Origin of the sequence: Microbacterium sp. NPDC091662 (assembly GCF_044756705.1) — a bacterium.
Taxonomy (GTDB): Bacteria; Actinomycetota; Actinomycetes; order Actinomycetales; family Microbacteriaceae; genus Microbacterium.
On the sequence record NZ_JBIVTM010000002.1, the window covers coordinates 598,086 to 615,559 of the forward strand.

Annotated in this window: 21 protein-coding genes; 15 read left to right on the top strand and 6 right to left on the bottom strand. The window is 67.7% G+C overall.

Translation table 11 applies throughout. The annotated features are described in order from the left end of the window. Nucleotides 1-5: 5 nt before the first annotated feature. The 3 genes from ACIQLD_RS16175 to ACIQLD_RS16185 form a co-directional block, all read right to left on the bottom strand. The gene (locus ACIQLD_RS16175; RefSeq protein ID WP_402609581.1) at nt 6-314 is read right to left on the bottom strand and encodes a hypothetical protein; all 309 of its coding nucleotides are present in this window, start codon (nt 312-314) and stop codon (nt 6-8) included. A gap of 105 nt (nt 315-419) precedes the next feature. Next, a complete protein-coding gene (locus ACIQLD_RS16180) occupies nt 420-2,099 on the bottom strand; it encodes an MDR family MFS transporter (protein WP_402609583.1) in 1,680 nt (559 codons plus the stop codon). Then, nucleotides 2,100-2,738 (bottom strand): TetR/AcrR family transcriptional regulator, encoded by a 639-nt coding sequence (locus ACIQLD_RS16185; RefSeq protein ID WP_402609585.1) that lies wholly within the window; start codon nt 2,736-2,738, stop codon nt 2,100-2,102. It lies immediately after the preceding gene. A 177-nt stretch (nt 2,739-2,915) separates the two neighbouring features. Here ACIQLD_RS16185 and ACIQLD_RS16190 point away from each other — a divergent pair, with 177 nt between their 5' ends. The 5 genes from ACIQLD_RS16190 (at nt 2,916) to ACIQLD_RS16210 (ending at nt 5,241) form a co-directional block, all read left to right on the top strand. Continuing rightward, on the top strand, nt 2,916-3,356 hold the full coding sequence (locus ACIQLD_RS16190; protein WP_402609587.1) for an Asp23/Gls24 family envelope stress response protein: 441 nt from the start codon (nt 2,916-2,918) through the stop codon (nt 3,354-3,356). Nucleotides 3,357-3,414: 58 nt separating this feature from the next. Then, entirely contained in the window at nt 3,415-3,588 is a 174-nt protein-coding gene (locus ACIQLD_RS16195; protein WP_029259828.1) for a CsbD family protein, read from the top strand. Between the two features lie 122 nt (nt 3,589-3,710). Then, a complete protein-coding gene (locus tag ACIQLD_RS16200) occupies nt 3,711-4,277 on the top strand; it encodes an RNA polymerase sigma factor (RefSeq protein WP_402609589.1) in 567 nt (188 codons plus the stop codon). Then, nucleotides 4,274-4,894, top strand: a complete 621-nt coding sequence (locus tag ACIQLD_RS16205; RefSeq protein ID WP_402609591.1) for a hypothetical protein — start codon at nt 4,274-4,276, stop codon at nt 4,892-4,894. Before ACIQLD_RS16200 ends, ACIQLD_RS16205 begins: the two co-directional genes overlap by 4 nt. Further along, nucleotides 4,894-5,241: a hypothetical protein gene (locus tag ACIQLD_RS16210; RefSeq protein WP_402609593.1), complete on the top strand. Its 348-nt coding sequence runs from the start codon at nt 4,894-4,896 to the stop codon at nt 5,239-5,241. Before ACIQLD_RS16205 ends, ACIQLD_RS16210 begins: the two co-directional genes overlap by 1 nt. 83 nt (nt 5,242-5,324) lie before the next feature. On the opposite strand, the gene ACIQLD_RS16215 is transcribed toward ACIQLD_RS16210, so the two are convergent. Further along, on the bottom strand, nt 5,325-6,173 hold the full coding sequence (locus ACIQLD_RS16215; protein WP_402609595.1) for an SDR family oxidoreductase: 849 nt from the start codon (nt 6,171-6,173) through the stop codon (nt 5,325-5,327). A gap of 93 nt (nt 6,174-6,266) precedes the next feature. On the opposite strand from ACIQLD_RS16215, the gene ACIQLD_RS16220 reads away from it, so the two are divergent. The 8 genes from ACIQLD_RS16220 (at nt 6,267) to glmM (ending at nt 12,872) form a co-directional block, all read left to right on the top strand. Then, the gene (locus tag ACIQLD_RS16220) at nt 6,267-6,632 is read left to right on the top strand and encodes a helix-turn-helix domain-containing protein (RefSeq protein WP_045263673.1); all 366 of its coding nucleotides are present in this window, start codon (nt 6,267-6,269) and stop codon (nt 6,630-6,632) included. 99 nt (nt 6,633-6,731) lie between these two features. Further along, nucleotides 6,732-8,273, top strand: a complete 1,542-nt coding sequence (locus tag ACIQLD_RS16225) for an APC family permease (protein WP_402609597.1) — start codon at nt 6,732-6,734, stop codon at nt 8,271-8,273. Between the two features lie 2 nt (nt 8,274-8,275). Beyond that, a complete protein-coding gene (gene rraA, locus ACIQLD_RS16230; RefSeq protein WP_402609599.1) occupies nt 8,276-8,743 on the top strand; it encodes a ribonuclease E activity regulator RraA in 468 nt (155 codons plus the stop codon). 44 nt (nt 8,744-8,787) lie between these two features. Continuing rightward, complete coding sequence (truA, locus tag ACIQLD_RS16235; RefSeq protein WP_402609601.1) at nt 8,788-9,636, top strand: tRNA pseudouridine(38-40) synthase TruA; 849 nt, start codon at nt 8,788-8,790, stop codon at nt 9,634-9,636. Between the two features lie 51 nt (nt 9,637-9,687). Continuing rightward, on the top strand, nt 9,688-10,356 hold the full coding sequence (locus ACIQLD_RS16240) for an endonuclease/exonuclease/phosphatase family protein (RefSeq protein WP_402609603.1): 669 nt from the start codon (nt 9,688-9,690) through the stop codon (nt 10,354-10,356). A gap of 183 nt (nt 10,357-10,539) precedes the next feature. Continuing rightward, nucleotides 10,540-10,986: a 50S ribosomal protein L13 gene (gene rplM / locus ACIQLD_RS16245; RefSeq protein ID WP_047520838.1), complete on the top strand. Its 447-nt coding sequence runs from the start codon at nt 10,540-10,542 to the stop codon at nt 10,984-10,986. A gap of 27 nt (nt 10,987-11,013) precedes the next feature. Continuing rightward, on the top strand, nt 11,014-11,499 hold the full coding sequence (gene rpsI / locus ACIQLD_RS16250) for a 30S ribosomal protein S9 (protein WP_017828210.1): 486 nt from the start codon (nt 11,014-11,016) through the stop codon (nt 11,497-11,499). A gap of 14 nt (nt 11,500-11,513) precedes the next feature. Then, nucleotides 11,514-12,872: a phosphoglucosamine mutase gene (glmM, locus tag ACIQLD_RS16255; RefSeq protein ID WP_402609606.1), complete on the top strand. Its 1,359-nt coding sequence runs from the start codon at nt 11,514-11,516 to the stop codon at nt 12,870-12,872. A gap of 34 nt (nt 12,873-12,906) precedes the next feature. Here glmM and ACIQLD_RS16260 read toward each other — a convergent pair whose 3' ends face one another. Continuing rightward, nucleotides 12,907-13,839 (bottom strand): helix-turn-helix domain-containing protein, encoded by a 933-nt coding sequence (locus ACIQLD_RS16260; RefSeq protein ID WP_402609608.1) that lies wholly within the window; start codon nt 13,837-13,839, stop codon nt 12,907-12,909. A 176-nt stretch (nt 13,840-14,015) separates the two neighbouring features. Next, on the bottom strand, nt 14,016-14,960 hold the full coding sequence (locus ACIQLD_RS16265) for a Ppx/GppA phosphatase family protein (protein ID WP_402609610.1): 945 nt from the start codon (nt 14,958-14,960) through the stop codon (nt 14,016-14,018). Between the two features lie 166 nt (nt 14,961-15,126). Between ACIQLD_RS16265 and ACIQLD_RS16270 the strand changes: the two genes are divergently transcribed. Together ACIQLD_RS16270 and ACIQLD_RS16275 are read left to right on the top strand one after the other, a co-directional pair. Then, nucleotides 15,127-16,614 (top strand): dicarboxylate/amino acid:cation symporter, encoded by a 1,488-nt coding sequence (locus ACIQLD_RS16270; RefSeq protein WP_402609612.1) that lies wholly within the window; start codon nt 15,127-15,129, stop codon nt 16,612-16,614. Beyond that, complete coding sequence (locus tag ACIQLD_RS16275) at nt 16,611-17,450, top strand: fibronectin type III domain-containing protein (protein WP_402609614.1); 840 nt, start codon at nt 16,611-16,613, stop codon at nt 17,448-17,450. The genes ACIQLD_RS16270 and ACIQLD_RS16275 overlap by 4 nt, the downstream gene beginning before the upstream one ends. The last annotated feature ends 24 nt before the right edge of the window (nt 17,451-17,474 follow it).

Below are 17,474 nucleotides of genomic sequence, written 5' to 3' on the forward strand. Positions count from 1 at the left end.
GCGTGTCAGCGTGGCGCGGATCGCCTCCCGTTCGCGCCGTGCGCCGGGGGAAGATGCGGGATCGGGATCGGGCGCGTCGCACGCGAGGTGTCCTGGAACCGCCGCACGGCCTCGAGGACGTCTTCGGCGGAGGAGTAGCGCAGGGCGAGCGGGAGGTCGCGGCGCCACAGAACTTCGACCTCGGTCGGGGCGTCCTCGAAGATCGTGCAGACGACTCTGCGGTGGTCGTTCTCCGGGTATTGCAGATCGTGGATCGCCCAGTCGCTCGCGCTGACCTCCACCAGTGTGAACCTCCGGTATGGATCGTGCTCCATCATTCTCCTCGCTGCCCCCACGATGAAGACTGCTCGATCCGGTCATGAAAGGGGAGCCCCTTGACAGAAAGCCGCCCCTGCCGCAGGTGGGCAGGGGCGGCTTTCTCAGCGCACGACGGGCCGGGAGCCGGTGTCGGTCGGTCCGGCGTCGGTCCTGGCGTCTGCGACGGCAGCATCCGACCGCCCGACCCCTCGCTGCTCGGCCTCCAGCCGCTCCGCCTCCTCACCGCTGATGGCCTCGCCACGCGCGACGAGTCCGGCCTGATCCGACAGGGGGATCTGCTTCAGGAACAGCGACAGCAGGAGCGCGAGCACGATGAACGGGACGAGATACCAGAACACCGGAGCCAGGGCGTCGGCGTAGGCGGTGACTATACCTTCGCGGACCTCGTCAGGCAGGGAGCTGAGCGTCGACGGGTCGATCGTGGATGCGGCCTCGGACGCGGCGTCGGGCGAGGCTCCGGCGCCGGCGAAGACGCCGAGCAGGTTCTCCGTCAACCGCGTGGTGAAGATGGTTCCGAACACCGCGGTGCCGAGCGAGGCGCCCGCCTCGCGGAAGTAGTTGTTCGTGCTGGTCGCGGTGCCGATCTCGCCGGCCGGGACAGCGTTCTGCACGACCAGGACGACGACCTGCATGATGAGGCCGAGTCCGGCGCCGAACACGAACAGGAACACGCAGATCAACCAGATCGGGGTCGACGCCGACAGTGTGGTCATCGAGACCATGGCGATGCCGGTGATGATCGTGCCGAGGATCGGATAGATCTTGTACCTGCCGGTCTTCGAGATCGCGATGCCCGAGAAGATCGACGTGCCCATGAGGCCGACCATCATCGGGATCATCAGCAGGCCGGATTCCGCGGCCGAGGTGCCGGACGACATCTGCAGGAAAGTCGGCACGAAGCCGATCGCCGCGAACATGCCGATTCCCAGGACGAGTCCGATCGCGGTGGCATTCACGAAGATCGGGTTCCGGAACAGGCTCAGCGGGATGATCGGGTCCTGGACCCGCGACTCGGTGATCACGAAGGCGGTCGCCGCCACGACCAGACCGGCGCCCCAGGCCCAGGTGGCCAGCGAGTCCCAGCCGAACTCCTTGTCTCCGCCGAAGTCGGTGAAGAAGATCAGGCACGTGGTCGCGATCGAGAGGAAGATCACGCCGAAGATGTCGATCGGTTTCTCGGCCTTCTTGCTCGGCAGCTTCAGGGCGACCAGGGCGATGATGAATGCCGCGATGCCGACCGGGATGTTGATGTAGAACGCCCACTGCCAAGTGAGGTGGTCGACGAAGTAGCCGCCGAGAAGGGGACCGGCGACAGCCGAGAGACCGAAGACCGCACCGAGCGGCCCCATGTACTTTCCGCGCTCGTTGGCCGGGACGATATCGGCGATGATCGCCTGGGACAGGATCATCAGGCCGCCACCGCCGAGGCCCTGCAGCGCGCGGAACACGACGAACATCCAGAAGTCGGTCGCGAAGGCGCAGCCGACCGAGGCGAGCGTGAACAGCGCGATCGCGACCAGGAACAGGTTGCGTCGGCCCAGCACATCGCCGAACTTGCCGTAGATGGGCATCACGATGGTGGTGGCGAGCAGGTACGCGGTGGTGATCCAGACCTGATGGTCCACGCCGCCGAGCTGCCCGACGATCGTCGGCATGGCGGTGGAGACGATGGTCTGATCGAGGCTGGAGAGCAGCATGCCCGCGATGAGGGCGCTGAAGATGATCCAGATGCGGCGCTTCGTGAGCAGGAAAGGCGCATCCTTCGTGGCGGCGGCGGACATTCAGAGGGCTTTCTGTGACGGTGCGTAGAGGGATCGGGCGAGGTCGAGGCGTCGCGTGATGAGGTCGGCGAACGGCTCGGTGGACTGGTGATGCAGGAGCTGGTCCATGCTCATACGCACGAGCGCGCCGACGGTGTGCACGACGACCTCGGCGCGCAACTCGGCGTCGACGGCGCCGACGGTGCGATCGGTGCGATCGGTGTCGACGGTGCGACGCAGGATCAGGCCGACATCGCGTCGTTCGTTCTTCGCGAGCTGCTCGAAAGCGGCTTTGAGCAGTCGCGGCTCCTGCTCGATCACGGCGAACATGGCCGGGGCGTCCTCGACCGGATTGAAGAGCTCGAAGCGGCTGATCGTCAACTGGATGAAGTCGTCGAGGAGATCTCCTCGACGGGTGGCGAACTCCTCCTCGAGGGCCTCCTGACGGGAATCGATCGTCGCGAACCCGAAGACCGCGTTCTCCTTGCTCTCGAAGTAGTTGAAGAACGTGCGACGCGAGACTCCGACCTCGGCGCACAGCTCCTCGACCGTGAATCCGGCGAATCCCTTCTCGGTCGTCAACCGCCGCGCGGCATCGGTGAGGGCGCGGGAGGTCTCCCGTTTGCGTTGCTCTCGCAATGAATCTGCACTCTCGCTCATGGAGTGCAATATTGCACTCTCAACCTTGGAGTGCACTGAGAGCGGTTCGCCGGGACCGCTCGAAGTTTTTTCGACCAATCTGTGACATCCGCCGTCCGGCGTACGTCCTAGTGGTGGCGTCGCCGACCGCGACCTGCGCTCCGCACTGCGGGCGGCATATGGATGAAGGAGCTCACGATGACGGACACGGCAGGTGGCACTCAGCCCGAGATTCAGGTCGTCACCCCGGTGCAGGGGGCTGCAGTGGGGACGACCACGATCGAGGATGCGGTGGTCGCGAAGATCGCCGGCATCGCCGCGCGTGATGTCAGTGGGGTCCATGCGCTCGGCGGGGGCGCCGCGCGCATGGTGGGAGCGATTCGGGATGCGCTCAACACGACCGACCTCTCGCAGGGGGTCAGCGTCGCGGTCGGCGAAGCACAGATCACGGTCGATGTGACGATCGTCGCGGAGTACCCGGTGTCGCTGCAGAAGGTCGCCGACGACGTGCGCGCGGCTATCCATCGGGACATGGTCGAGCTGGTGGGGGTGGAGGTCGTCGAGGTCAACGTGACCATCGACGACGTGCACGTCCCCGCGGATGATGCGGACGACACGGACGACGCGCCGAGCGCATAGGCGCCTCGTCGAGGACGCGGCCCCGAGACCCGGGGTCGGTAGGGAAGAAGGAAAAGCCATGAGTGCTGAAGACAAGATCAAGGCCGCTGCGGAGAAGGTCTCCGGCAAGGCGAAGGAGACCGTCGGCAAGCTGACCGACAACGACAAGCTCGTCGCCGAGGGCAAGGCCGAGCAGGCCAAGGGCGACGTCCGCGATGCCGCCGAGAACGTGAAGGATGCCTTCAAGAAGTGATGGGGCGGGGGAGAGGCCCGCACGGCCTCTCCCCGATCCTTCCCAGGTGGGTGAGAAATGATCCGATCCGGTGGGGCATCTGTTCCGAACCTCTCAGGGGATCGGATCGAGGGGTGGGGTAGATGGAAGACGAACGCTTTCGCACAGCGCTCGAACATGCGGACGACGGCATCGTCGCCGGCCGCGCGATGGATGGTGATGTCGAGGCGTTCGCTATCCTCGTGCGCAGGTACACGCCCATGATGCGCGCGTACACGCAGCGGATGCTGAACGCATCGGCCGATGTCGACGACATCGTCCAGGAGTCGTTCGTCACCGCCTGGCAGCGGTTCGGTGAACTCGACGACCCGGCACGGGTCAAGAGCTGGCTGATGAGGATCGTCAGTCGCAAGGCCGTCGATCGCATCCGTGCGACCCGACCGGCTGTCGACATCGACTCGATCGATCGTTCCGCCCCGCTGCATGCGTCGCCCACCGCGGTCGTCGAAGCGCGAGCGGGCGTCGCGGCCCTGGGTGCCGCCCTTCGCGAGCTGCCGGATGCGCAGCGCGAATGCTGGGTGCTGCGTGAGATCGGCGGGTACTCCTACGAGGAGATCTCCGAGGAACTCGACATCCCCGTCTCGACCGCGCGCGGGCTGCTCGCCCGGGCGCGGAAATACATGATCGTACGGATGGAGGAGTGGCGATGACCGACGACAGAGAGACTCCCGACGTCCGCCGGCTCGGCCTGGAACCGACGGATCTCGACGGGCACACGCTCGACGAGCTCACCGACTATCTCGATGCGGGACGACAGCCCGCCGATCGCTCGATCGACGAGTCTCCGGGATGTCAGCTCGCGCTGGACGCTTTGGCGCGGCTGCAGGGGCTCGGCGCGGAGCTCATCGCCGCGGAAGCCGCCGCCGAACCTCCGGTCGACGAGAACTGGGTCGATCGCATCCTCAGCGGCATCGCCATGGACGCGCGTGCCGGAAGACGCATCCCGTTCGAGTCCCCGGATCCGCAGGTGGATCTCGCGATCACCGAGGGAGCGGTGCGCGGCCTCATCCGGTCGGCCGAGAACGCCGTGCCCGGCCTTCTCATCGGACGGTGCCGACTCGACGGGGACGTGACGCAGCCGGGAACCCCGATCCGTGTCGAGATCGACGCGAGTGCGCTGCACGGACAGTCGATCCCGAAGGTCGCGGCTGAGCTGCGAGCCGAGGTGGATCGGGGGCTGCGCGCGCACACCGAGTTGAACATCGTCGCGATCGACATCGCGATCAAGGGCATCCGAGAGGTGTCGTCGTGGGCGGGGGAGAGCTGATGGATGCACAGGAGCGCGGCGAGCTCGCCGCGGCGATCGAGGCGGTCGCGCGGTCCACGCCCGGAGTCCGCAGCGTCTATCGGTCCGGTTCCCTGATCTCGAACCTGCTGCGCGCGGGAGCCGAGGCGATCGGCGTGCGCAAGGATGACGAACCGATCGTCTCGGTCGCCGCCGACGGTGACGGGGTGGTGGTGGAGGCGACGCTCGGTGTCGACTCCGCCGCGCGCTCGGCAGATGTCCTCCACTCCGTGCACGCGGCTGTCGATGCGCTGCTCACGGAGCGAGGTGTCCGGCGCGAGAGCATCACCCTCACGGTCGCTCATGTGCAGGCCTCGGTGCATGCCTAGGGCTGTGTGCGTCACGGCCCGGCGATGAAACCACCGCGTGCCGCCGTCCGGGGGGACGGCGGCACGCGGTCTTCCCGCAGCGGTCAGGCGGAGACTGTGCGCAGTCCCTCGACGAGCGGGGTCGTCGGGCGACCGATCAGGCGGGCGAGCGTGCCGTCGGTGTCGCCGAGGGCGCCGTCCTTGATGCCGGCGTCGAGCGCGGCGACGAATCCGGCCGTGCCCTCGTCGAGACCGGCGTCGCGCAGCGCGGCGATCTGGTCGTCGAATCCGAGCCGAACGTACGAGACCTCGCGTCCCGTCACCTCGGAGAACGCGGCGGCGAGATCGGAATAGTCCCAGGCGACGTCGCCGCCCAGCTCGTAGACCTCACCGACGTGCCCGTCCTCGAGTGCCACGGCGGCCGCAGCCTCGGCGAAGTCCTTGCGGCTCGCCGATGCGACGCGTCCGTCGCCGGTGCCGGCGGCGAGCACGCCCGTCTCGGCAGCGCGAGCGAGGTCGGCGGCGTAGTTCTCGGTGTACCAGTTGTTGCGGAGGATCACCGCGGGCAGCCCCGCCGCGGCGATGAGCTCTTCGGTCGCCTTGTGCTCCGGTGCCAGGATCAGGTCGCTCGTCGTGGCCTTCGGGGCGCTCGTGTAGACGAACTTGGAGACCCCGGCGGTTCGGGCGGCTTCGACGACCGCCTGGTGCTGCGCGACGCGCTGGCCGACCTCGGAGCCGGAGACCAGCACGACGGTGTCGACGCCATCGATGGCTGCGGCGACCGATGCAGGGTCTGTGTAATCGAGAGGGACGACGCGCACGCCCAGATCGGCGGCCTTGGTCGTGTCGCGGGCTCCGGCGACGATCGACTGCGGGTCGGTTCCGCGTTCGAGCAGGCTGGCGATGATGAGGCGGCCGAGGTTGCCGGTCGCACCGGTGACGAGGATGGTCATGACGGTCCTTTCGTAAGTGACACCTTCGACAACCCCCGTGTGGGCATCGGGCATTCCGATCTGTGGGTACCCACTTTGAAGTAAGATACCCACATGACGGTTAGTTTCGCGCAGATAAAGGAATCCACCCCGTTCGTCTTCGATCAGAACTGCGGTACGCGCGTCGTCCTCGATCACATCATGAGCAAGTGGGGAGTGCTCGTGCTCTCCTGCCTGTCCGACGGCACCCACCGCTGGGGCGCTCTCCGGCGGGAGGTCGACGGCATCAGCGAGAAGATGCTCGCGTCCACCCTGCGCACCCTCGCCGACGACGGACTGGTGCACCGGGAGTCGCTCCCGACGGTGCCCCCGCACGTGGAGTACAGCCTGACCCCGCTCGGCCGGGATCTGATGGAGCGCATGCTGCCGCTGATGGAGTGGGTGGCCGATCACGCTGACGGCATGCTCGAAAGGGGCTGAATCGACGGAATCCGTCGTCAAGGTGCATCTAGCGCTTCGGATTCGGATGGTCGAAGAAACCCGTTGACGCGATAACCGCGGTGGCTCTACTGTTCTGACATGGCAGCAACGACGCCGATTCATCTGGAACGACCCGACGGCAAGGGTCTGGCTGCGGGAACTCTGGGACTCTGGGGGTCGACCGTCATCGGTCTCGCCTCGACCGCTCCCGTCTACTCGCTGGTCGCGACGCTCGGCTTCGTGGTGCTCGCCGTCGGTGCGCAAGCGCCGATCGCCTTCATCATCGCCTTCGTCCCGATGCTCCTGATCGCCTTCGCGTATCGCGAGCTCAACAACGCGGTGCCCGACTGCGGCACCACGTTCACCTGGGGCACCAAGGCGTTCGGTCCATGGGTGGGCTGGATGGGCGGTTGGGGCGTGGCCGTCGCCGGAATGGTCGTGCTCGCCAACCTCGCCCAGATCGCCTCGGTCTACTTCTGGTCGCTGATCGGGCAGGACCTCGAGAACAACGACTGGCGCGTCGTGATCGTCGCCGTGCTCTTCATCGCCGCGATGACGTGGGTCAGCTGGCGCGGGGTCGAGATCGGCGAGCGCATCCAGAACATCCTGCTCGGCATCCAGTACCTGGCGCTCGCGATCTTCGTCGTGACCGCGCTGTGGCAGTTCTTCGCCGGGACCGCCCCCAACCCCACGCCCTTCGACTGGGAGTGGATGAACCCGTTCGCGTTCACCGACTGGTCGGGGTTCACCGAGGCGATCCTGCTCGCGCTCTTCATCTACTGGGGATGGGACACCTGCCTCGCCCTGAACGAGGAGACCAAGGACCCGAAGCGCATCCCCGGCCGCGCCGCGCTGCTGACCACCGTGATCCTGCTCTTCACCTACGTGGCCGTGACCATCGCCGCCATGATGTACGCCGGCCTCGGCGAGGACGGCACGGGGCTGGGCAACGAGGCGAACGCCGACGACTTCTTCCTGGCGATCAAGGACGGGCTGCTCGGACCGTTCGGCTGGGTACTGGTGGTCTCGGTGATCATCTCGGCGATCTCGTCCACCCAGACCACGATCCTGCCGACGGCGCGCGGCACGCTCGCAATGGGCGTCTACCGTGCCTTGCCCGCGAAGTTCAAAGATGTGCACCCGACCTACAAGACGCCGTCGTTCTCGACCATCGTCATGGGTGTGGTCGCCTCGGTGTACTACGTCGGGATGACGCTGATCAGCGACAACATCCTGCAGGACTCGATCCTCTCGCTCGGCCTCGCGATCGCGTTCTACTACGCCATCACCGGCTTCGCCTGCGTCTGGTACTTCCGCAAGGATCTGACCTCGTCCGCGCGCGAGTTCTTCTTCAAGGGTCTGTTCCCTTTGCTGGGGGGTCTCATGCTGGCCTGGGCGTTCATCCAGTCGGCGATCGACATGTGGGACGTCGACTACGGCTACACGGTTCTGTTCGGCATCGGCGGCACGTTCGTGATCGGCGTCGGTTCGCTGGCGTTCGGCCTGGTGCTCATGTTCGTCTGGTACCTGTTCCCGCGCTCGAAGCGGTTCTTCCGTGGTGAGAGCCTCAACCGCGAGACCCAGGTGATGGTGCCGGATGAGCCGGCCGTGACCATCCGTTCGATCGACGGAGGCATCTGAGGATGCCGGTCGCCACAGCCGATCTCTACGACGAGCTCGAAGAGGGGATCCAGTCGCTCTCGCTGCAGTTGCGCTCGTTCGGAGGCAGATCGGCCTTCGACGGGCCGATCCGCACCGTCCGCTGCTTCGAGGACAACGCGCTCGTGAAGACCGTGCTGGCGACCCCCGGTGCGGGCGCCGTTCTCGTCGTCGACGGCGGCGGCTCGCTCGAGACGGCGCTCATGGGAGACCTGATCGCGGCGTCGGCGGTCGCGAACGGCTGGGCGGGCGTCGTGATCAACGGTGCCATCCGCGACCGGGTCGCGATCGACGCCCTCGATCTCGGGGTCAAGGCGCTGGGCACCAACCCCCGCAAGAGCGCCAAGCTCGGCACGGGCGAACTCGATGTCCCCCTCGTGATCGGGGGAGTGGTGTTCCGGCCCGGTGCGCACCTCTACAGCGACGAGGACGGGATCCTGATCGAACGCTGAGGTGCGTCGGGTGGTGCCGTCGGGCTTTGTCCTAGGCTTGCGGGGTGCGCATCCGGCTCGACATCGCCTACGACGGCACCCACTTCCGCGGGTGGGCGAAGCAGCCGACGCTGCGCACGGTGCAGGGAACGCTGGAAGCCGCACTCGCGCGGATCGTGGGTTCCGATGTGCAGTTCGTGGTCGCCGGCCGCACCGACGCCGGGGTGCACGCGAGTGGACAGGTCGCCCACGTCGACCTCGACGACAAGCAGTGGGCGCGCATCGAGGCCAGGCAGGGACGCGCGCCGCTGGAGCCCGCCGAGACCATCGCCGGTCGCATGCGGGGCGTGCTCGGCGCCTACTCCGACGTCACCGTCACGCGGACGTCGATCGCTCCGGAGGGCTTCGACGCCCGATTCTCCGCCGTGTGGCGCCGCTACCGCTACCGCCTCGCCGACGGGCAGGCGGGGTACGATCCGCTGCGCCGTCACGACACCACCGTCGTCCGCGGTCGCCTCGACGAGCAGGCGATGGATGCTGCGGCGATGACGCTGATCGGCCTGCACGACTTCGCGGCGTACTGCAAGCCTCGTGAGGAGGCGACGACGATCCGCACCCTGCTCGACTACCGCTGGGAGCGCGATACCGACGGCGTGCTCGTCGCCGAGGTCAAGGCCGACGCCTTCTGCCACAGCATGGTGCGTGCTCTCGTGGGTGCCTGCGTCGCGGTGGGCGAGGGGCGCCTCGACATCGACGACCTCGTGGTACTCCGTGATGCACTCACGCGCACCAGCGAGTTCAAGGTGCTGGCCGCTCGCGGACTGATCCTCACCGAGGTCGGCTACCCCGCAGACGAGCTGCTCTCGTCGCGCGCCGTCCAGACCCGCGCGCGCCGCGACGGAGCGCGCGACTGAGCTCGGATTTCCACCCCACCCCAAGGTGGACGCGATAGCGTGTGACGAGTCATGAAGGTCATCTCGTACAACCTCCAGAAGCATCGGGCGGCCGGTGAGCTCGCGGCGCTCGTGCGCGAGCACGACCCGGACATCCTCTGCCTGCAGGAATGCGATGTCCCCGAGCTGCCGACCGAGATCGGCGACCTCGTCCTGGCCGATGCCACCCAGGGGAACCGCCTGGGGCTGGCGCTCTTCTACCGTTCGAGCACCTTCCATCTGCAGTCGATCCGCATGCTGGGCCTCAAGAAGTCGCTGCACGACCGCATCGCGAAGCCCGCCCACGAGCGTGTGCTCGGCGCACGGCTGCGCGACATCGACGACGGCCAGGACTTCATCGTCGCCTCGTTCCACGCCGCGCCGCTGACCGCGCTGAACTCGCTGCGACGCCACCAGATCCGTGCCGCCCTCACCGAGCTCGCCGCACTCGGGGAAGGGCTGCCGCAGCTGATGGTCGGCGACTACAACTATCCGATCTTCAAAGAGAACCTCGGTCAGGCCGTGCGTGACCACGGGTACGCGCTGTCGCTCAGTGACGACCACACCTATACCCGCTATCGGGTGTTCCGGGGGCACTACGACTTCGCGACGTCGACCGGATTCGAGATCGAGCGCATCACCACGCTGCCGCAGGGTGCGAGCGATCACCGACCGATCCTCGTCACGGTCAAGCCCGACTGAGGCCGCGGTTTGGGCATACGGCACGGCGTGGCGTATGATCTCTCTTTGGTGCCTTTCCCGTTCGCGGGGATGGGCATCGTCCGAACGTGAGCCCTCCACTGGCGTGTTCCTCCCTGTCGGGAAGAACCACCCCGGAGTGGGATTCACGAACTTCTCCGTTCGACACAAGAAAGCAGCACTATCGTGACGCGCACTTACACCCCCAAGGCTGGCGAAGTCCAGCGCGACTGGGTCGTCATCGACGCCACCGACGTCGTTCTCGGCCGTCTGGCTTCGCACGCCGCTACGCTCCTGCGTGGCAAGCACAAGCCGACCTTCGCCAACCACATCGACTCGGGTGACTTCGTCATCATCGTGAACGCAGAGAAGGTCGCGCTCACCGGTCAGAAGCTCCAGAAGAAGCTGGCCTACCGCCACTCCGGTTACCCGGGCGGCCTGAAGTCGGTCACCTACGCCGAGCTCCTCGAGAAGAACCCGGTCCGCGCTGTCGAGAAGGCCATCCGTGGCATGCTCCCCAAGAACAGCATCGGCCGCCAGCAGCTGTCCAAGCTCAAGGTGTACGTCGGTGCCGAGCACCCGCACGCCGCGCAGCAGCCGACGCCGTACACCCTCGACCAGGTCGCCCAGTAAGCGCCGTAAAGACTTAAGGACATACTCGTGGCTGACATCCAGGACACCACCGAAACCCCCCAGAACTTCTCGACGTCGACTCCCGAGACCGACGTGGTCGAGGCGGCTCCCCGCCCCGTCCTCAGCGTCCCGGGTGCCGCTGTCGGCCGTCGCAAGCAGGCAATCGCCCGCGTGCGCATCGTCCCCGGCTCGGGCACGATCACGGTCAACGGCCGCACGATCGAGGACTACTTCCCGAACAAGCTGCACCAGCAGCTGATCAACGACCCGTTCACCGTGCTGAACCTCGCCGGTGCATACGACGTCATCGCGCGCATCTCCGGTGGTGGCCCCTCGGGCCAGGCCGGTGCGCTCCGCCTCGGCATCGCACGTTCGCTGAACGGCATCGACGAGGAGAACAACCGTCCGACTCTGAAGAAGGCCGGCTTCCTCTCGCGCGACGCTCGCGTCAAGGAGCGCAAGAAGGCTGGACTCAAGAAGGCCCGTAAGGCGCCTCAGTACTCGAAGCGTTAAGGTCAACTGCTCCGATGCCGATCTTTGGCACGGACGGTGTGCGAGGACTCGCCAATGGCATCCTCACCGCCGACCTGGCGCTCACCCTGGCCCAGGCGACTGCTGTCGTCCTGGGCCAGGGCCGTACTGCGGAGGCTCGCAAGGCCGAAGGCAAGCGACTCACCGCAGTGGTCGCCCGGGACCCCCGGGTCTCCGGACACTTCATCGCCGCGGCCGTAGCCGCGGGTCTCGCCTCTTCCGGAGTCGATGTGCTCGAGGCGGGGGTCATCCCGACGCCCGCCCTCGCATTCCTCGTCGCCGACCGTGACGCCGATTTCGGCGTGATGATCTCGGCGTCGCACAATGCCGCGCCCGACAACGGGATCAAGATCTTCGCCCGCGGGGGACGCAAGCTCCCCGACGTGGTCGAGCTGCGCATCGAAGAGGCCCTGAACGGCGACAAGCTGCGCCCGACGGGTGCCGGTGTCGGTCGCATCGACCGGTTCTCCGACGCGGAGGACCGCTACGTCGTGCACCTTCTCGGCTCGCTCCCGAACCGGCTGGACGGCATCCATGTGGTGCTCGACTGCGCCCACGGCGCGGCCTCGGGCGTCTCTCCGGAGACGTTCCGGGATGCCGGAGCCGAGGTCACGGTCATCGGTGCCGACCCCGACGGCTGGAACATCAATGACGGCGTCGGCTCGACCCACCTCGACAACCTCGCCGAGGCGGTCGTGCGTCTGGGCGCCGACATCGGGATCGCTCACGACGGTGACGCCGACCGCTGTCTCGCCGTCGACGCCGAGGGCAATCACATCGACGGCGACCAGATCATGGCCATCCTCGCGGTGTCCATGAAGGAGCGCGGGCACCTCACCGACGACACCCTCGTCGCGACGGTGATGAGCAACCTCGGTCTGCACGTCGCGATGCGCGAGCACGGGATTACGGTTCGACAGACCGCTGTCGGAGACCGCTATGTGCTCGAGGACATGAACGAGGGCGGATACGCCCTCGGCGGTGAGCAGTCCGGTCACGTGATCATGAGCGAGTACGCCACCACGGGTGACGGAATCCTCACGGGCCTGCACCTGGTGGCCGAGATGGCTCGGCAGAAGAAGTCGATCGCCGAGCTCGCCTCGGTGATGACCGTCTACCCGCAGGTTCTCATCAACGTGCGCGACGTCGACAAGGAACGCGTCTCGGATGACGAGATCGTGCAGCAGGCCGTCCGCGACATCGAGTCCGAGCTGGGCGATTCCGGCCGGGTGCTGCTGCGCAAGTCGGGCACCGAACCGCTGGTGCGCGTGATGGTGGAAGCTGCCGACGCGGAGTCGGTGCACGCCTACGCCGGACGCCTCGCTGAGGTGGTCCAGGAGCGTCTGTCGCTCTGACCCGAACCGATTCGGAAACGGCCGCCCGCTGATCTCAGCGGGCGGCCGTTTCACGTTCGTCGCTCCGTTGTCCTGCACCACGGTGGGCCCGCAGTCCGCGTGGCGTGGTCCCGTAGTCCTCCTCGAGCGCGCGACGCAGGCTGATGGGCGAATGGAAGCCGGCGCGCTGCGAGATCTGCTCGATGCTCAGCACGTCGAAGCGGCTGTCGACCAGAAGCGACCGGGCGAGGCGCGCGCGTTGATGTCTGATCTCGCCTGCCACGCTGTTCTCCGCCTCGGCGAAGACCAGCTGGAGCTGGCGGAGAGAGGACTGCACCTCGCGGGCGACAACGGCGGGATTCAGCCCCGGGTCACCGCACTGCTGTGCGATCACGGCGACCGCACGGTCACGCAGCGCCGCGTGCGGCGAGCGCTGCGCTGACGCCGTGTCGACGCGGTCGAGCAGGATCGCCCCGCTCATCTCCACGATCAGATGCTCCATGGCATAGCGCTCTATCGCCGTCGCCTCGTCGTCGACGTCGAGCACCTGCTCGACGAACGCCTGCATCGCCCGATCGAGCGGGCGTCGCTCTTCGAGCACCCGGGTGGTGGCCGGCAGCGCCGAGACGAACGCGCCGAGCGCGGCTCGAGGAACATACGCGGCCGTGATATGCCAGGGGCCGGCGCAACGAACGTGCTGGGCTATCCCGGGTGGGGCGACCACGAGCCCACTCTCGATCGGCAGCCACGGGCCGTGCTGTTCCTTCGCCGAGAGCCCTGAACCCTCGACGAAAGCGAAGACGGCGTGGTCGGGGTGAGCGGTGACGGTGTCGATGGCCAACTCGGTGGCCGGGCCCTGCAGCGACAGCAGGATCACGGGGCCGGGCGTCCGCTGCGTCGCACGGAGCGTGGTGCGGTCGTCGACGGCGCGCACACCGTGCGTGATCAGCTCGACCGAGCCGATCTCCGACACATCTCCGGGATTCACTCAGCACCCCCCGACGCCGATGATCATGGGACGGCGCCGACCAGGAGGCCGGTGCTCGCCGGGCTCGTGCCTCCCGTTCCGCTTTCCACACGGCCGGGGAAGTGCGCGCTTCGTCAGAGGATACCGGCGCGGACACGGACGGCAACAGAGCCTGTTCGCACCGCGTCATCCGTCGCTCAGGTTCGGGAGTCGTTCCAGTTCAGTTGTTCGATGTACCGCAGCAGCACACCTTCGCGCAGAGCCCACGGTGACACCTCGAGCTCGTCCACACGGAGGGCCGTCATCGCGGCGTGGAGAGACACGGCAGCGGCCACGATCTGGAACGTCCGGTCCGCAGTGATGCCGGGCAGCTCCTGTCGCGCGGAGGCGGGCAGGCGCGCGAGGCGAGGGATCCACGACCCGAGGGAGGCGCGAGGGAGCAGCATCCGCTCGCTTCCCGACCAGCCGGGTACCGGATAGCCGACCAGTCGGGCCAGAGAGCGGATCGCCTTCGATGAGCCGACGACGTGATCGGGCCGGGGGAGTGCGACGAATCGCGGCAGCACGTCGGCCAAGGTCGCCGTCGCATGCGCACGCAGGCGCTCCACCTCGGCCTCGCCCGGAGGATCGTTCGGCAGGAACTGCACGGTCATGCGTCCGGCCCCGAGCGGTACGGATGCGGCGGCGTCCGGCATCTCCTCCGCCCCGGCGGCGATCTCCAGTGAACCGCCGCCGATGTCGAGGAGCAGGATCTGTCCGGCTGACCAGCCGAACCAGCGCCGCACCGCGAGGAAGGTCAACTCGGCCTCGGTCTCGCCGTCGAGCACCTGCAGCGGCTGGCCGAGGGCCGCTTCGATGCGGGCGATGACCTCGGTGCCATTGCGTGCGTCACGCACGGCGCTCGTCGCGGTGGCCAGGAGCGCATCGACGCGCTCGCTCTCGGCCACCCGTCGTGCCTGCGCGACGGCGGACTCGAGGGCCACGACGCCCTCCTCCGAGATGGAGCCGTCGGGGGTGAGATAGCGCATGAGGCGCAGCACTGTCCTGTCGCTCGTCGTCGCGAGCGGTCGTCCACCGGGGCGCACGTCGGCCGCCAGCATGTGGACGGTGTTGGATCCGATGTCGAGGACTCCCAGGCGCACGGGAAGAGACTACTCGCCCTCGGAGGTGCGTCGTGTCCCTACCGCACTGCCGTTCGACGTCACAAGCCGCTGACTCCGTTCTTCATGCGGCGGAACAGAGCGACCCGTGTGGCAACAGATCGACCAGCCCGAACGCGTCTCACAGCAGATCGATAACGTCGGCCCCATGCCCGATAGCGCCGTCCTCCTGCCCCTCGCCGCGCTCGCCGTGACCCTGGCCGCGTTCGTCGGCATCGTCGTGCTCCGTCGACGCGGTGCGGGTTTCACCACACTCGTGCTGATCGCCCTCGGCGTCGGGATCGGGATCGGCATCGGCTTCCGTGACGGCCTCGCGTACGTGACAGTGCTCGGCGACCTCTACGTGCAGGTGATCACCGCGATCGTCGCTCCGCTCATCTTCATCTCGATCCTCTCCAGCATCACGTCGCTGGGGTCGGCCCGGAAACTGCGCACGATCGGATTGTCCAGCGCCTTCTGGCTGCTGCTCACCAACGCGATCGCCATCGTGCTCACACTCGCCGTCGCCCTCAGCGTGGGACTCGGGCAGGGAGTGGAGCTCGAACTCAGCGAGGGCAGCGGCGACACGCTGACGGGGCTGATCAAGCCGCTCGACCAGGTGCTGCTGGGCTTGTTCCCCTCCAACATCGCGGGAGACTTCGTCAGCAACAACATCACGGGGATCATCCTGTTCGCGCTGCTCTTCGCGGTCGCCTACCTGGTGGCGAACCGGGGCGACGACCCGAACCTGCGCTCGTTCAAGAGCGTGATCGACGGCGCGAGGAAAGTCGTCATGACCGCCGTGGGATTCATCATCGAGCTCACGCCCTACGCCGTCCTGGCCCTCGTCGCGACCACGACGGCCACGGCCGTCACGCGAATCGAGACCGTCATGGCGCTGGTTCTGGTTCTGGTGCTGGCGCTCGGCGTCGCCTTCGTCGATGCCTACGTCGTCAACGGCGTGCTGCTGCGGGTGTTCGCCGACGTCAACCCGATCCGCTGGTTCCGCCTGCTGACCCCGGCCCAGTACACGGCGTTCACGACGCAGTCGAGCGTGGGCACACTGCCCCTGACGATTCCGACGTTGACCCGCAAGGTGGGGGTTCCCGAGGACGTCGCCGCGTTCACCGCTCCGATCGGCACGACCATCGGGATGCCCGGGTGCGCGGGTATCTGGCCCATCATCGTCGCGGTCTTCTCGATCAACGTCCTCGGCATCCAGTACACGGTGTGGGACTATCTCGCGCTCGCCGGGCTGTGCCTGCTGGTCTCGCTCGGAACCGCCGGAGTCCCCGGCACCGCCATCATCACCGCCACCGCCGTGCTCAGCGCTTCGGGGCTGCCCGTCGAGGTCCTCGTCGTTCTCATCCCGATCAGCGCCGTCGCCGGAACCGCCTCGACGATGGCGAACGTCACGGCGGCTGCGACGGCGGCGACGATCGTCGCTCGGCGCCTGGGCGTGCTCGACGATGCGGTCTTCCGTGGCGAACGTCCTCCCGTGGCGGCGCCGTCGGAGCCTGCATCGCGGCGCGAGCTCCGGCGCACGCAGACCGCACCGACATCCACCGTCGCCGACCTCGGCATCCCCGCCGATCTCCCCATCGGGCAGTGCGAGCTGCCCGCTCCCCGTTCGACTCACGAGAAGGTCTCCCGATGAAATCCCCCGCCCGCCCTCGGCTGCTCTCCGCACTCGCGGTCTCCGCAGCGATCCTGCTCGCTCCGATCGCGATTCCCACCGCCGCGCACGCGGCGGGGGACGTCTGCGACCTGTGCTCCATCAACTTCGACCTCGGTGCGTGCGAGAAGCTCGGCGGCTACCCGTACGACTCGACGGTGGAGGCGCCGCCGGCAGCGGTCGGCGGCGGATCCGCGCCCAAGCCCGCGCCGGCGCCGGCGCCCGCTCCCGCCCCTGCGCCGGCTCCGGCTCCCGCCCCCGCGCCGGCGCCGGTGAAGCCCTCCGCGACGAACGACAAGCCCGCGGTGGGCACGTCGACCACGACCACCGTGCCGGACGAGGCGACCACCGTGGCGGCGACGGTCCCGACGGCACCCGCCGGTCTCTCCCACACCGTGGACGGCCGCAGCCTCTCCCTGACATGGACGACCCCCGCAGACGGCGGCTCGCCCCTCACCGGCTACAAGCTGATCGTCAACGACGGGACGCCGATCATCATCCCGGCCGACGCCACCACGTACGAGATCGACCTCGGCGAGGGCACCTACGACCTCGCGTTGATCGCCACGAACGCGGTGGGGGACTCCCTGGCGTCCGAGTCGATCGAAGGTCTCGAGATCGCCGCGGACGAACCGGAGAAGACCACGCTCGTCACGGCCGATGCCCCCGCAGAAGCCGGTGTGCCGCTCGCCGCACCGCTGACGCTCGGCGGGATCGTCGTCATCGCCGGTGGGCTGCTCACCTGGTGGTGGCTGCGTCGCCGCGCCGCGGCGGGCGCCCCGACTCCCGCTTCCGACGCCACCACCCCGATCCTCTGACCCGAACCGATCACGCACCGAGAA

Bases quoted from the DNA above. Each gene is read 5' to 3' on its own strand.
- ACIQLD_RS16175 (WP_402609581.1), bottom strand. From the start codon at position 314: ATGGAGCACGATCCATACCGGAGGTTCACACTGGTGGAGGTCAGCGCG.
- ACIQLD_RS16180 (WP_402609583.1), bottom strand. From the start codon at position 2,099: ATGTCCGCCGCCGCCACGAAGGATGCGCCTTTCCTGCTCACGAAGCGC.
- ACIQLD_RS16185 (WP_402609585.1), bottom strand. From the start codon at position 2,738: ATGAGCGAGAGTGCAGATTCATTGCGAGAGCAACGCAAACGGGAGACC.
- ACIQLD_RS16190 (WP_402609587.1), top strand. From the start codon at position 2,916: ATGACGGACACGGCAGGTGGCACTCAGCCCGAGATTCAGGTCGTCACC.
- ACIQLD_RS16195 (WP_029259828.1), top strand. From the start codon at position 3,415: ATGAGTGCTGAAGACAAGATCAAGGCCGCTGCGGAGAAGGTCTCCGGC.
- ACIQLD_RS16200 (WP_402609589.1), top strand. From the start codon at position 3,711: ATGGAAGACGAACGCTTTCGCACAGCGCTCGAACATGCGGACGACGGC.
- ACIQLD_RS16205 (WP_402609591.1), top strand. From the start codon at position 4,274: ATGACCGACGACAGAGAGACTCCCGACGTCCGCCGGCTCGGCCTGGAA.
- ACIQLD_RS16210 (WP_402609593.1), top strand. From the start codon at position 4,894: ATGGATGCACAGGAGCGCGGCGAGCTCGCCGCGGCGATCGAGGCGGTC.
- ACIQLD_RS16215 (WP_402609595.1), bottom strand. From the start codon at position 6,173: ATGACCATCCTCGTCACCGGTGCGACCGGCAACCTCGGCCGCCTCATC.
- ACIQLD_RS16220 (WP_045263673.1), top strand. From the start codon at position 6,267: ATGACGGTTAGTTTCGCGCAGATAAAGGAATCCACCCCGTTCGTCTTC.
- ACIQLD_RS16225 (WP_402609597.1), top strand. From the start codon at position 6,732: ATGGCAGCAACGACGCCGATTCATCTGGAACGACCCGACGGCAAGGGT.
- rraA (WP_402609599.1), top strand. From the start codon at position 8,276: ATGCCGGTCGCCACAGCCGATCTCTACGACGAGCTCGAAGAGGGGATC.
- ACIQLD_RS16240 (WP_402609603.1), top strand. From the start codon at position 9,688: ATGAAGGTCATCTCGTACAACCTCCAGAAGCATCGGGCGGCCGGTGAG.
- glmM (WP_402609606.1), top strand. From the start codon at position 11,514: ATGCCGATCTTTGGCACGGACGGTGTGCGAGGACTCGCCAATGGCATC.
- ACIQLD_RS16270 (WP_402609612.1), top strand. From the start codon at position 15,127: ATGCCCGATAGCGCCGTCCTCCTGCCCCTCGCCGCGCTCGCCGTGACC.
- ACIQLD_RS16275 (WP_402609614.1), top strand. From the start codon at position 16,611: ATGAAATCCCCCGCCCGCCCTCGGCTGCTCTCCGCACTCGCGGTCTCC.